This window comes from Pseudomonas sp. H3_D04 (assembly GCF_054669175.1).
The window spans coordinates 2,595,861-2,609,340 of sequence record NZ_CP162801.1 but is presented as its reverse complement, the minus strand read 5'-3'; the positions used below and the strand labels follow the sequence as shown (position 1 = coordinate 2,609,340).

At 53.4% G+C, this 13,480-nt stretch carries 13 protein-coding genes and 2 pseudogenes; 8 read left to right on the top strand and 7 right to left on the bottom strand.

The annotated features are described in order from the left end of the window. Positions 1-7 precede the first annotated feature (7 nt). Complete coding sequence (locus tag AB4N91_RS12115) at positions 8-1,327, bottom strand: ABC1 kinase family protein (protein ID WP_077748450.1); 1,320 nt, start codon at positions 1,325-1,327, stop codon at positions 8-10. Then, the gene (locus AB4N91_RS12110) at positions 1,324-1,788 is read right to left on the bottom strand and encodes a DUF3429 domain-containing protein (RefSeq protein WP_172790991.1); all 465 of its coding nucleotides are present in this window, start codon (positions 1,786-1,788) and stop codon (positions 1,324-1,326) included. The genes AB4N91_RS12115 and AB4N91_RS12110 overlap by 4 nt, the downstream gene beginning before the upstream one ends. A gap of 565 nt (positions 1,789-2,353) precedes the next feature. Between AB4N91_RS12110 and AB4N91_RS12105 the strand changes: the two genes are divergently transcribed. Next, positions 2,354-2,818, top strand: a complete 465-nt coding sequence (locus AB4N91_RS12105; RefSeq protein ID WP_200668590.1) for a hemerythrin domain-containing protein — start codon at positions 2,354-2,356, stop codon at positions 2,816-2,818. 105 nt (positions 2,819-2,923) lie between these two features. Here the strand turns inward: AB4N91_RS12105 and AB4N91_RS12100 are convergent, their stop codons facing one another. After that, positions 2,924-3,160 carry a hypothetical protein gene (locus tag AB4N91_RS12100; protein ID WP_077748452.1) on the bottom strand — a complete coding sequence of 79 codons (237 nt, stop codon included), beginning with the start codon at positions 3,158-3,160 and terminating at the stop codon, positions 2,924-2,926. Between the two features lie 437 nt (positions 3,161-3,597). Between AB4N91_RS12100 and AB4N91_RS12095 the strand changes: the two genes are divergently transcribed. Then, a complete protein-coding gene (locus tag AB4N91_RS12095; protein ID WP_460112488.1) occupies positions 3,598-4,170 on the top strand; it encodes a TetR/AcrR family transcriptional regulator in 573 nt (190 codons plus the stop codon). Next, complete coding sequence (locus tag AB4N91_RS12090) at positions 4,167-5,144, top strand: DMT family transporter (protein WP_077748454.1); 978 nt, start codon at positions 4,167-4,169, stop codon at positions 5,142-5,144. The genes AB4N91_RS12095 and AB4N91_RS12090 overlap by 4 nt, the downstream gene beginning before the upstream one ends. A gap of 563 nt (positions 5,145-5,707) precedes the next feature. Here AB4N91_RS12090 and AB4N91_RS12085 read toward each other — a convergent pair. From AB4N91_RS12085 to AB4N91_RS12075, 3 genes are all read right to left on the bottom strand, one after another. Continuing rightward, positions 5,708-7,267, bottom strand: a complete 1,560-nt coding sequence (locus tag AB4N91_RS12085; RefSeq protein ID WP_460112660.1) for a diguanylate cyclase domain-containing protein — start codon at positions 7,265-7,267, stop codon at positions 5,708-5,710. A gap of 309 nt (positions 7,268-7,576) precedes the next feature. Further along, positions 7,577-8,947, bottom strand: coding sequence for a heavy metal sensor histidine kinase (locus AB4N91_RS12080; protein ID WP_077748455.1), 1,371 nt, complete (start codon positions 8,945-8,947; stop codon positions 7,577-7,579). Beyond that, positions 8,944-9,615, bottom strand: coding sequence for a heavy metal response regulator transcription factor (locus AB4N91_RS12075; protein ID WP_077748456.1), 672 nt, complete (start codon positions 9,613-9,615; stop codon positions 8,944-8,946). The genes AB4N91_RS12080 and AB4N91_RS12075 overlap by 4 nt, the downstream gene beginning before the upstream one ends. 154 nt (positions 9,616-9,769) lie before the next feature. On the opposite strand from AB4N91_RS12075, the gene AB4N91_RS12070 reads away from it, so the two are divergent. The 4 genes and pseudogenes from AB4N91_RS12070 to AB4N91_RS12055 all read left to right on the top strand — a co-directional run bounded on the left by AB4N91_RS12070 (position 9,770) and on the right by AB4N91_RS12055 (position 11,712). After that, positions 9,770-10,273 (top strand): GlcG/HbpS family heme-binding protein, encoded by a 504-nt coding sequence (locus tag AB4N91_RS12070; protein ID WP_077748457.1) that lies wholly within the window; start codon positions 9,770-9,772, stop codon positions 10,271-10,273. Between the two features lie 10 nt (positions 10,274-10,283). Beyond that, positions 10,284-10,694 (top strand): hydroxyisourate hydrolase, encoded by a 411-nt coding sequence (gene uraH, locus AB4N91_RS12065; RefSeq protein ID WP_077748458.1) that lies wholly within the window; start codon positions 10,284-10,286, stop codon positions 10,692-10,694. A 218-nt stretch (positions 10,695-10,912) separates the two neighbouring features. After that, positions 10,913-11,221, top strand: a pseudogene (locus AB4N91_RS12060) (oxidoreductase); the annotation flags it as partial. Between the two features lie 38 nt (positions 11,222-11,259). Then, complete coding sequence (locus AB4N91_RS12055; RefSeq protein WP_010460270.1) at positions 11,260-11,712, top strand: PAS domain-containing protein; 453 nt, start codon at positions 11,260-11,262, stop codon at positions 11,710-11,712. A gap of 447 nt (positions 11,713-12,159) precedes the next feature. Here AB4N91_RS12055 and AB4N91_RS12050 read toward each other — a convergent pair whose 3' ends face one another. Continuing rightward, positions 12,160-12,939, bottom strand: a complete 780-nt coding sequence (locus AB4N91_RS12050) for an SDR family NAD(P)-dependent oxidoreductase (RefSeq protein WP_042932070.1) — start codon at positions 12,937-12,939, stop codon at positions 12,160-12,162. 62 nt (positions 12,940-13,001) lie between these two features. Here AB4N91_RS12050 and AB4N91_RS12045 point away from each other — a divergent pair. Next, positions 13,002-13,367: pseudogene (locus tag AB4N91_RS12045) on the top strand (response regulator); the annotation flags it as partial. Positions 13,368-13,480 lie beyond the last annotated feature (113 nt).

The window sequence follows — 13,480 nt, the reverse complement described above, 5'->3', positions numbered from 1 at the left end:
AAAGCGCTCACATCACGTAAGGCTCGAACAGCCTCCGGACATTCACCCGCGCCTTCAGCTTCGCGGCCAACAGGTACAAACCTCCCACCTTGCGATGAAGAAATAGTACATCCACAGGTGGCGTGTGCCAGAAGTCGCGGTCGGCACCTAGTTCCCAACCGGTATCACGTAGGCGTACGGCCAGGTCAGACGTCGCAAAGTCATAGGTACCTTGATGCCTCAGTGGCTCGCAGGCCTGTGTAATGAGATCAGTGAGCACCGCTCGGTGTTTGGGCAGCGTTTCAGGCTGAAAGTAGCCGACGTCCAGCGCGGCATTGGTGATGGCGGCACGGTCTTCATGCAGGCCTGCAATCAACAAGCGGCGATAAGCCTCGGTAGTGTTGCGGTCATAAAGTCGCGTGGCGCCGAAGTCCAACAATACCATCCGGCCGGAGTCTTGCTGATAACGGTAATTGGCAAAGTTAGGGTCGGTCTGCACGCACTGGAACTCAAACACCTCGCGCAGAAACAGGCCGAATAGCAACATGATGATCCGGTCGCGCTCTGCCTGCGGCGCGTGCTCTAGTGACTCCACCGCTACTCCATCAACGAAGGACATCACCAAAATATTTGGCGTGCTGAACTGGGCATACGCACGAGGAACCAGAAAGTCAGGACTGTCCGCCAACAGTTGATCAAAGCGCTGTAGGTGCTCGGTTTCTTTCATGTAATCCGCTTCATCCTGTAGCTGACGCTTGGCCTCTTGGAGCAATGGGCCGATGTCCATGCCTTTAGGCAGCATCCCGGACATGCGCAGCAAGGTAGCAACGTTATCCACATCGCTGGAAATACTCTCGCGCACGCCAGGGTATTGCACCTTGATCGCCAGGCGTTGGCCGTCCTTATCTTTCGCAGCATGAACCTGGCCGATGGACGCTGCCGCCAATGGCGTGAAGGAAAACCGTTCGAAGCGCTCTTCCCACCCCTTGCCCCAGCTTCCGTTGAGGACTGCCACCAACTGGCTCATAGGCATAGGGTGAGCGTCGCAACGCAGACGAGAAAGGATTTCGCTGAACTCGCGCGGCAACAAATCACCTGTGTCCATCGATAACAACTGGCCAACCTTCATGGCGGCGCCACGCAGTTGCGACAGTTGCTCGACCACCCGATGCACATTGCCCGACGTCAACAGAAGTTCGCTGAGCGCCGGACGTTTGCCCTGAACCCACTGCCGAGCGCCTTCGGCTAGCATGCCGCCCGCGACGCCCGAGGCCAAACTGCCAAAACGCATCAACCGCGATAAGCGGCTGCCAGGCACGGGCAACGAACCGGGCTCACGAGGCTTCATGAATGAAGCGCCTCAACGATCGCGGCAAGCAGCAAGCAGACGCTCGCCACGAAGGTAAGCCGTAATCGCATCGGCAAGTACCAAGCGGGCAAGCTCGTAACCCGCAACAGCTGCCTGTCCTGCCGGAGGTGGGCAACAAAGCCGATGACCAACAGCAAGCAACCCAATGGCATTGGCAGTAACGTGGCAATCCAAGCAACAAGCGCAGGAATGACACTCCAGATGAACCGGTCTCTGCCCTGCTCGGCGCTCATGTCTTGCACGGTCATGGCGAAGCCCCAGTGTAAGGCGCCGACAAAGCTCAGGATGACTGCGCCATAGTTAACAAGCGCAATCGTAAACAACGACCGATAGTCGAGAGAGAACGGGATCAGTAGCGCCAGAAAAATAAACGGCAACAGACCGCCATAACCCAGCAGGCTGACGTGCTTTGGCGGAGAGGTTGAAGGCAACACGTTCATTTGTATTCCTTGCAGTGAGCGACACTCAAGACTGTAGGCCCAAAAGCCCCGCTTGGGCGAGATTGATGGCGATCCGAAGCTGGGGTCAGCGTAATGAATCGCTTTGTAGAATTGGATCATTGCCCATTGCTTTGCGGGCAAGGAGGCGACGGCATATGAGGAGTTTCGCATCCTTGAGATCATGCTCAGTGCCTGCATTTACCAAGTCGACCGCACCCTAGAACCCTTCCAGTCTTCAGTTCTTAGTGATCGGGTTTTTAAAGCGTTCCAATGCAATGAACAGATTCTTGAAACCAAAATTAATAGGGAAACCGCGCCAGCTGTGCTTTGCCTGGTCGTCCAAGGCTCCCTGCCCTGCGGCGAGTTTAAGATGTTTACAGACCTCCTTTCAGCGAGACAAAGCGCGAACTCTGTGCTCGCCTATACTAATAATGTTAAATCATGCTGGTGAGCTCGGCTAACAAGGCATTGATAAATATGGAGATTTAAAAAATTGTTTGCCTTGGAGGTCGCGGGTTAAGAAATATTTCGCCGTGACGGTTTGGTGTCGTTTAGAGGTTTTGATATGAACGTCTTGTTGAAAGAACTTCAGGCATATCATCATGAGGTCGCTATAAAAATCAATCAGATCAAAGAGTTGCTGAGGAAGATGAGGCATGAATCCGAATCCGATGGTGCTGATGACTGCAAGCTGTTGTTCAAGATGCTGGAAGCCATGCATGGTGATGCAGAACGACAACACCATGAAAATGAAGAACTTATTAGGCTGGCATTGCTAGCGACTGAGGCGCCGATCCACCAACGGGTCAAGGATATCGAGCGAGATCATCAAGCATTTGGGCGCATTGCTGGACAGCTGAAGATGTTGGAGGACACAACTCAGGAAACGAGAGTAATTGCTGATACTATCGATGACTTTATCAAAAAATATTTCGATCATATGGACTCGGAGGAAAATATTTTCTTTCCGTTGGCAGATAAATGGCTGGCAGACGAGCAGTGGCAGGAAATAAAGCGTCAGTGGCATTAATTGCGTCTTACCGTAGACCTTAATATTCTAGCAACTACTCAGATCCGCGATCTAACAAGCTCGGTTTGCTTTACTTGATTTGGTAATCGGAATATTGCAATGCGCTCATTTAAGCCTCCTAACTTTTTCTCCGGTGAGAAAAATTATAAACTCGGAATCGCTGATTTGACTGACCGGCCCAAAATCTATCGCGCGCAAATATGATGATCCGTTAACCCACTTTGATTCATCGCCAATCATGGCGTCTCGTGACGACTGGCTCGTTGATTCAACAATCGTGTATTGCCGTCCAGACTTACCTATTGCTTCGAAGCGATCGGTTTCTTGAAGACGACTAGCCATTTCATAGAACTCCATTTCGGTTGGAAGCCGTTAAAAGATAGCATCGTGGTACTGAATTGCCAGAAAACGGGCTTGTTCCAGCTTCGGTAATTTATCCGGTGTAATAGGCAAGCCCTCAAACGTCGCTGCAAGCGTAATCGGCTTCAAAGATGATGTTATTGGCGATTTGCCGACCTCTACAACTAGCCCCATAAATGCACATCCTTACCCGTGGATCGATTCCCGTCACATACCAGAGGCAAGAGCGTATGCGTTAACCACTCGGGTGCGTTTAGTTAGCGTAACGAACGTCCTGGCTGGCCAAATCCTGCGATTCACTGCTGCGTTTGCATACTGCGGTCTGCGTCGTAACGGCCATGATTCAGGTCGTATTTGGATGCACCCCAATCTTACCGGTCAGTATAGTTAGCTCCGTCCCTATGCCGGAGTGCCTTAAATTGGACAATACCCGTGAACGCTTGATTGAGTCAGCGCTGAAGCTGTTTCTTTCACAAGGTATATACATTACTGGTGTGATGGCCATCGCCGCGATGGCAGGTGTTACCAAGATGACGCTCTACAGCCATTTCCCCTCCAAGGATGCGCTGATAGTGGCTTGCCTTGAGGAGCGCGACCGACGCTGGCGTGAAGAGGTAGAGCGCACCTTGGCAGGGCATCCTGACCCGGTCAGTGGCATGCTCGCTTTTTTCGATTTGTATCAACGCTTTCTTTTACAAGACAGCGAACGCGGGTGCCTGTTCGTCAACAGTGCGGCCGAATTCCCCCAGTTTAGCCACCCTGTGCATTTAGCAGTGAGCAGGCATAAGCAAGGGATACGCGACAATCTCACTACCTTGGCCGTGAGCGCCGGTATAAGTGACCCTGACGTAGTTGCTGAGGGGCTGTTTATCTTGCTGGAGGGCAGTTTTGTCAGCGGCGCCATGGGCCAGGACGTCAGGGTATTCGACACTGCCCGACACGTAGCTCATTGCTGGATCCGGAAGCAGGCCCAACAGGAGCAGAGCGTATGACCCTAGGCCTATTGGCGGCCATTGCCGCCACTTTTTCATGGTCGCTGCTCTACATCTTTCCGGGGTTGGTCGGCGATTACAGCCTTTTTGATCTGGCTGTGGTGAGCTATGCCTTTGCTGGTTTAGGTAGCCTGCTTGTGCTGTTTGTTTACCGCAGCGAAGTTCGGCAATTGCGACTGAGCGACTGGGCCTGTGCCGCACTGCTGGGCTTCTTGGGATACATCGGCTACTTCTTCCTGATCACCACTGCGGTCTTGGCAGCTGGGCCGGTGATCCCTCCGGTGATGATGGGGTCAGTACCGATTGTGCTTGCGATCGCCGGCAACATGCGAAGCTCCAGCGTGCCCTGGCGCGCCATTGCCGGGCCGCTGCTGGTGGCGGCATTGGGCATAAGTTTGGTCAACTTGAGCGTGTTTGATTTTAGCGCCGCAAAGGTGGTGCTCCCGACCCATTCGATACTGCTGGGGCTGCTCGCATCGTTAATGGCAATTGGATTTTGGACGGGCTTTGGATTGTTAAATGAAAGTGCTTTGGCTCAGCGCCCAAGCATGTCCCCCATGTTGTGGTCAGCCATGTTGATCTTCATGTGCAGCGTCGAGATGCTGGCGTTCATACCCGTTGGTCTGCACTTGAACCTGTCCCACTTCGCTAGCCATCCGAGCGGGTTAGCAGGTACTCAGGCGCTATTAGTCTGTGGGTTGATTCAGGGGTTAGGGGCTACCCTTGCGGGTGCCTGGGCATGGTCAATTGCAACTCGACGTCTACCTCTGGCGCTCAGCGGGCAATTGATCGCCAGCGGAACCATTTATGCAACTACGATGGGCCTGCTGATCAACCAACGCTGGCCCTCTCCTATGGAAGCGCTTGGGACAGGGTTGCTATTGGTCGGGGTGGTATGGGCAATTCACGCCTTTTATCGCAGGCAAACACGCCTCGCGACGCGTGGTGGGGTAACTGACCTTGGCCAAAACTAATTCGACTGCGCCGGTACGGGCATTTTAGGTGTCCACTTTGGATTGATTTGGCATCATTACCCTGAGTGCCGGAGTCGGGAAGGTGTGTTTGGCGGACGGTTACGGCGTAGCTGTCGGAGGGGCCCGGCATTGCGAAATCAAACTTAGAGAGACGCGGGGGGGCTCAATCACGTAAGGATTTCAAGGTATTTCAACCTGATAGGCCGCATCGGAAGTCGGAATGCCGATATGCAGAAATGATATCTGTATTCAGAGCATTTCTAACAGAACCTGACAGGCTCCCTGGGTCTTTGTTGCCGAACTTAGCGATTAAATGAGCCGGAATATCCTAGACGCAAGATCGCTACCGAAGAAAGACCGCAAAAGGCAAAGCCGCCTCTAAGTCAGTAACGCGCAAATAAAAACTGACGCTTTGTTGGGTTCCCGTTTTGTTCTAGGGGGGCGTGCTGCGAGTTTAAATATGACGAAGGCCAATGCCGCATCGAGGCCAACGGGACGCTAAAGTAAATTTACATCCGATGGATCCTTGCCTGACTAAGCGACTAGCGGTGCTAGTGAGCATCTCAAGCTTCCGGGGACTCAGTCATCGCGACTCCTTTTCGCCCCAGTTGTTTAACGCCATACATGGCCTGATCCGCCGCCTTAAGCAATGTATCGAGACTCTTGCCATGGGTAGGACACAGCGAGACGCCAATACTGCACGATATTGAAAGCTCTCCTGCACTGGTCACGACTGTCTGCGCGATGGTTTCGAGCACCCTCGCCGCCTTCAGTTCCGCACTCTCGGTGTGGGTAATGCCTGTAACCAGAATCACGAATTCATCCCCGCCGTAGCGTGCGATGGTGTCACACGAGCGAGTGGCTTGAAGCATGCGATTTGCGACCGCTCGGAGAACCTGATCGCCGACCTCATGGCCGTACTTATCGTTGATATCCTTGAAGTGATCCAGGTCGATCAACAGCACGGCAAATGGAACCCCGTTCACTTTCCAATCGGAGAAGGCCTGATCAAATCGATCGGCGAAAAGGTAGCGATTAGGCAGTTGGGTGAGCACGTCATGAGTTGCGAGATAAGCCGAGCGTTCGTGTTCAACCTCTGCTCTTTCGATCGCGTTGAAATGCCGAATCAATACCACAGGCACAAGCACGAATGCCCCCGCGAGAACCGCAAGGATGATCAATGTTTCCGCGGTCAGAATATCCCCCAATCGCAACTGACGCTCAAACAACAAGATCATCGGTTGTGAAACATTCCTGATCTCGACTCGGTCAGATAGCGCCGGTAATAGGAAGCGATCCAAGATACAGGCTTGCTCGGTCTGCGTTGAAAAAACATTGCTTTCAGATCCTGCAGCGGTTTTCAGGACAGCACTGACGCGAACCAGGGGATCTACGTTCGCATAACTCACAGCCTCCTGTAGCGAGTCCGTCTTGATCAAAAGCAAAGACACCATCGTGCTGCCAAAGAAATTGGGGCGAGTGTTCCCTCGATCCTGTTCAGGACGAATGACTGACTGCATCAGAATGTAAGCGTTCCCCCCCTCATACATTGAGAAAACAGGCGATACGACCGGCTTCTGATTATTGTGTGTTCGAGCCAACGCATAGGAGAGATAGGCGACGGTTTCTAGCTTGACGCCATAGATCGAACTCGATTCAGGGAGTAAGGGGTACATGAACAATACAGGCCAAGTCTCATTGAGATAGACCTGATGTTGCGCAGGTTGGTGAGTGAGACTCGGAAAATCCTTGAGTTGAAAGTCTGGTCGCCAAGTACGGCGCAACAGATCTTCAAAAGCCGCCTGTTCGGCGATGGGTACCGCCCGCGCCGCCTCAAGCATATAAATATGAGGGTAAGCGGCTAAAACGACGGCTGCATACCGGGCCGCAGCTTCCGTATCGCTCTGATCGACGGCTTGAAGAAATGCCGAGAAACCCGCCAGCACAGCCTCATTAGTATCAAGCTGATTGCGCACGATGCCGGAAATATTTTGTACGTATTCCGAGAAACGCTTTTCTCTACGTTCAGTCTCAGACTTCAGCAGTAACAGAGCTGAAAAAACAACCAATCCGACAGCGAGGAAAATGAAACCTGCCAGGGAGCTGCGCCGCCTAGTAAGCATCACTTTAACTTTTCCAAAGCGCAGAGCGAGAGCCGAGCCTTGGCAAGCACCGTTGAAGCTAAAAGAGATCGCGGGTGAACGACCGATAAATGCCGATTTGAAGGTCGCTGAGCATTGAAAACAACTCCCAAGGAATCAGATCCGATACGATTTCTGCTCTGCACTGCGGCTACCCCTTTCGCATGTGCTCGAAAGAAAAATTTTCGAGCCCCATTTGCTGCTTCCTAGATGGTCACCACCGCAACGAAACTCACTATAGGGCAATTTGCCAGTATTCGCTGTGTCGTGTGCAATACCTTCGGTTCGAGCTCAGGCGTTTATAAGGGGAAACTCCAAGTGAAAGCTCGTACCTGCGTCAGTGCTATCAACGGTTATACGTCCGCCATGCAGTTGCATAATCGAACGAACGATGGCCAATCCCAGCCCTCCGGAATCGTCGGGTTGATTGCGTGATGGGTCACACCGGTAAAAACGCTCAAACAATCGTGGAAGATGTTCTGCCGCAATCGGCTCGCCGTGGTTGTGCACAGTGATGTCGAGACGGTGCTCCAAAACCCTGCTGCTGATCGTCACTGCAGAGGTAGGAGTTGCGTAGCGCAGCGCATTCGCCAGCAAGTTAGCAAGTGCTCGACGGATCAAGCCTGGATCACCCAGCAATTGATCCTGGGCCTGGTTTATCAGCTGTACATCTCGTTCTTGCGCTACCCCTTCGAAATACTCACAGAGCTGCTCGATCAGATCGTGCAGGTTGATTTGCTCGAATTTTACGCAAGCGTTTGGTTGCTCGGTGCGAGCGAGGAACAGCATGCTGTCGATCATGCGGGCCAGCCTTTCATACTCTTCCTGATTGGAAACCAGCAGGTTCTGATAGTCCTCTATAGAGCGACTGCGCCTCAGAGTTTGTTGGGTATGTCCCATCAGGTTGCCTAGTGGGGTTCGCATCTCATGGGCGAGGTCTTCCGAGAAACGTGAAAGCTGGGCGAATCCGTCCTCAAGACGTGCAAGCATCTGGTTGAGGGCATTACAGAGCGGTTTGAGTTCATTCAGCTCACTGAACTCATCCAGCCGCAGATGCAGATGCTGCACATCGATAGCGGCCGCGCGCTTGGCCAGCAGGCGCACAGGGTGCAGGCCTCGTTGACTAACCCACCAACCGAATCCAAAAGCCAATAGCGCTCCGACTGACATGGCCAGCCAAAGCCTGAGTCGGTAAACCCCCAGCATCTGCTCGCGCTCACCCAACAACTTGCCAGCGATCAAGGTCAAGCCGCGATCACCTTGTATGACATCCTGCCAGGCAAGCCGCACAGCCTCGGAAGAGTGATCCTCAACAAGGCGCGCCTGGGGGGCAGCCGGCAACTTTGGAAAAGTCATACCCACCGGGTTGATTTCGATCAACACCTTGCCGGTGTCATCGACAATCCATAGCAGACTGTCGCGATTGCCCAACATGTTTTCGTAGAGCTTGGGCCGACCTCGCAGTTGCTCGATGCTGTCGCTATCGCTGATCAATGCTTGCATTCGCTCCAGGCGTCCCAGCAGGGCCTGGTCGTCGCGCCACGCAATCTCTCGCTGTAACGATTGATAAAGATAAAAACCGATGGAGCCCAATAACAGTGCGCTGACCAATGCGAACATGATCGCCAGGCGCAGGCTCAGAGTGCGCGGAAACAGAGTCAAGATTGCACCTCGAGCATGTAACCGATACCACGGACTGTGTGGATCAATTTCAGCGGGTAAGGATCATCAACCTTGGCGCGCAGTCGGCGGATGGCGACATCGACCACATTAGTGTCACTGTCAAAGTTCATTTGCCAGATCTGTGAGGCAATCAACGAACGCGATAGCACCTCCCCTTCACGACTAAGCAGCAAGTGCAGTAGGGCGAACTCCTTATTGGTCAGGGTGAGGCGCTCTCCGTTGCGCGTTACCTTGCGTCGCAACAAGTCCAGACTTAGGTCGCCAGCCACAAAATGCTCCACCTCGCGAGGCGGGCCACGGCGCAGCAAAGTGCGTACGCGTGCCAACAACTCGGCATAGGAAAAGGGTTTCACCAGATAATCATCAGCCCCCAACTCCAGCCCTTTGACCCGATCATCAACCGAATCACGTGCGGTAAGAAACAGTACCGGGGTCTGCCACTTACGCCGGATGATTTGCAGCAATTGCCAGCCGTCCAACCCCGGCAACATGACATCCAGAATGATCAGATCGAACTCACTCTCCTGTGCCAAATGCTGGCCATCGAGGCCGTCAAGAGCGATCTCTACCGAATAGCCCGATTCAGTCAGGGCTTTGCGCAGGTAATCCGCCATTTTCGTTTCATCTTCAACCACCAGGATACGCATTTTTTCCTCCAGGACTGGCGCACAGGCTAGCCCGCTTCGCTGATTTCTCACATTACATATTGGTAATCAGGAGGTAATCATTCTGACGGAGCGGGCTGGTCATGATGTCTGGCAATGACCCAGACAGACTCAACCAACCAACCAAGGAAACAGCATGCGTACAAGCCTATCGACTTCATTGCTGATCACACTCGCAATGAACTCTGCGTTCGCCGTTGCAGCTCCGGATCAGGTTGCGCAGCGCCAGGACGTGTCACTTGCAATGGCCAACGATTTGCTAACGGCCGCGCTGACCGCCTGTCATGCCGATGGCCGCACAGCCGTCGCCGCAGTTGTCGACCGTGGCGGCAATCTGGTTGCCGTGCAACGCGATGACAATGTCGGCCCGCACAACACGTTAGCCGCGCAACGCAAAGCCTATACCGCCCTGTCGACCAAGACTTCGACGCGGTTGTTAGCTGAGCGCGCTCGCGCTAATCCAGATGCTGAAAACCTCAACACCCTCGATGAGTTGTTACTGCTCGGTGGAGGCGTGCCATTGAAATTCGATGGTCAGGTCATCGGCGCCATTGGGGTGGCTGGTGCGGGGGGCGCAACACACGATGAAGGTTGCGCAGAGGTCGCTATCAACAAAGTTTTACCTGCCGTTAAAAACTAAGGACATCACCATGACTGTATTGAAAAGTATCTTCGCTGGCGCTGTATTGAGTGCCCTTTCAGCCCTTGCATCAGCGGCAACAAATCCGTTGAGCGTGCATGTACTCAACTTGCAGGATGGTCTGCCCTCCCCTGGAGTCAATGTCACGTTGGAAAAACAGGATGGGAAAAACTGGGACATGCTCAACAGCGCGGCTACCAACGAGCAAGGTCGTATCACCGGGCTGTATCCGCAAGGTCGGGGTCTGGAGAAAGGTACCTACCGTGTCACCTTCAAGACTGGTGAGTGGTTCAAGTCGCACAAAACGTCCAGCTTCTTTCCGGAGGTACCCGTCATTTTTGAGGTGGACGGTACCGTTCCTCACTATCACATCCCGTTGCTTCTGAGCCCTTACGGTTTCTCCACATACCGAGGAAATTGATCGTAAAGCGATACCAAAGGATACCGCCCGAAGGTGAAGACAGCCGCCCCTACTCAAAAGGGCGGCACTGTCGCTTAACTTTTGGGCATCAAAACCTTCAGCGATGACCACGTTCACGCCTTAGGCTTGGTTCACGTTACAGGTGTGATGCCGGTAACAGTGCCTTTCTGATCCTTGAACATGAATAGCGGGCCACTCATCCCCCCGTATAACCCATGCTGAGATACCTCTCCATCGCCGAATCGGACTGGGATAATGCACCACGGATGCCGGAATCGTTCCGTCGCGCAGTCCGTAGTTCTTTCAGCGGTGCGAACATCTACGCCGGTCGTTACACTGCACAAAGCGCTACGCAGTTGCTGGATTCAGGACTGGCCGACCTTGTCGCTTTTGGCCGTACGTTCATGGCCAACCCGGATCTGCCAGCCAGAATCTCGAACGATTGGCCGCTGCCCCCTCTAAACTCAGCCACAGTGTATGGCGGTAATGCCGAGGGTTATACTGATTACTGCGTGTATGGCGGGTAACCGCTAAAAATGAGATGTCACTCACTGGGGCTCTGAAAATGATCGACGCAGAACTGCTGAAACTGGTGGTTGAAGCATCCAACGACGGCATCGTGGTAGCAGAGCAGGAAGGCGACGAAAACATCCTGATCTATGCCAACCCCGCCTTTCAGCGCCTAACGGGGTACAGCGTTGACGACATCCTGTACCAGGACTGCCGCTTCCTGCAGGGTGATGACCGTAATCAAGCTGGTTTGACAGTAATCCGCGAGGCGATAAGGAACATGCTCCCCTGCCGCCAAGTCATTCGCAACTATCGCAAGGACGGCAGCGCCTTCTGGAACGAGCTGTCGATCACCCCAGTGTTCAACGACACAGATCAACTCACCTACTTCATCGGTATCCAGAAGGACGTCAGCGTCGAAGTTGAGGCCAAGGAGCGAGTGCGTGAACTGGAAGCTGAAGTCGCACAGCTGAAGACCCAGCTGGCTCTATTACAATCTAAAACCTAGATGAATCCGCACTTGATGGTTAACGATCCAGTATCCACCCGTAAAAACGTCTCTGTTTCTGAACCAGGGACTGGTGAACTCTCAAGCAACGTACCACCCCCACCCTCGCAATCATCCGCCATAATTTGTGCACTGCCGTAATCGTAATCAGATGGTGCACAAGATCATGGCCCATTCCAGCTATCCGGCGAGATGCCAATGGCCCGGCCTTCGGCCGAGTTTGGTGTATGCCGATGCCCTACGTCATCGAAAGACAAACGTGGTGCTTAAGGATGGCTGGGCTGCACGGATGTTCTGGTATGGAAGCACCTGAAAGTAATCGCTCAACCTGAGTCACTATTTCAACGCTGGCGGAGCTAGCATCCGGCTTAAGGCTAGCAAGTATCTGCGCGTTTGATTTCTTCGTTAAATAGTAGGCTCACTAAAAGACAGCAGTCCAAGCTAACGTCAGGGCGCCTTGTTTTCGATCAGACAATTACCGCCATCCACCACCAGCACTTCACCGGTGATATAGCTGGCTTCCGGAGACGCCAAAAACGCCACTGCAGCGGCAACCTCTTCTGGACGACCGGCGCGACCGATCGGAGTGTAGGTACCCGCGCGGCTTTCTTCTTCGGTCAATGCTCCCGTATCAATCCAGCCTGGTGCAACACTGTTGACGGTGATGCCCCGTTTACCGACTTCCAGCGCCAGGGCCATATTCATCCCCAGCATTGCTGCTTTTGCCGCACTGTAAGCCGACTCACCTGGATTGCTTCCGCGTGTACCGGACGTCGAACTAATGTGGACGATACGTCCGTAACCGCGCGTCTTCATCCCAGGTAACACCGCACGAGTCAGCAAAAAAGCGGTAGTCAGGTTGCGCGCCAGAGATAGATTCCAGGTCGCTAAATCCATGTCCGCCACTTCGACGAAGGGTTCCGGGCTGCCGACCATAGCCATGCCGGCGTTATTGACCAAAATGTCGATATGGCCGAACTGCTCATGAGCCCAATCGGTCAGCGCTTTGACTTGCAATTCGTCAGTCAGGTCGGCTGCCATCGCCCGAGCGTCTATACCTTCAGCCTGCAACTCGGCGACACGTTGCTGAATTCGCGCACTGCTGGCAGTGATCAAGACTCGCGCGCCTTCGCGGCCCAAACGTCGGGCGATTGCGAGTCCAATACCACTTTCACTGCCCGCACCGCTGACCAGCGCGACTTGACCTTGCCACATTGGAATCGCCATTTCTTATCCCTTTGTGATCACTCAATTTAATGCAACGATAGCAAAAAAGCCTATTAATGGCGGTGCTCAACGGTTGGGACGTCCTGACAAAGATCCGGGCCGCAGGCGCAAGTATGCGAGTGTTGTTCCTCTCAGCTCGCGATGGCGTAGAAGACCGAGTTAAAGTATTGGATCTGGGTGCTGATGACTACATGGTCAAGCCTTTTGCGTTCCCCGAGCTACTTGCTAGAGTCCGAGTCTTGCTGCATAGAGCAGACCCTCCATCCAGTCAGCCCCATTTAGTAATCGGTGATCTTGAGCTTGACCTACTCAAGCATCAGGCGTTTCGAGGAGGGAAACGGATCGACCTAACGGCGAAAGAGTTTTCATTATTGGAGTTTATGCTCCAGCACCGTGGTGAAGTTCTTCCGAAATCCCTTATCTGCGCCCTCCTTCGGCAAAATGGGCTCCGCTAGTTTGCTGCCGAGACGGGTTCTGATACCTCGACAAGCACACCTTCCTTCAATTTGAAGTGAAAGTGGGCGTTTACCGGTTTCGACCA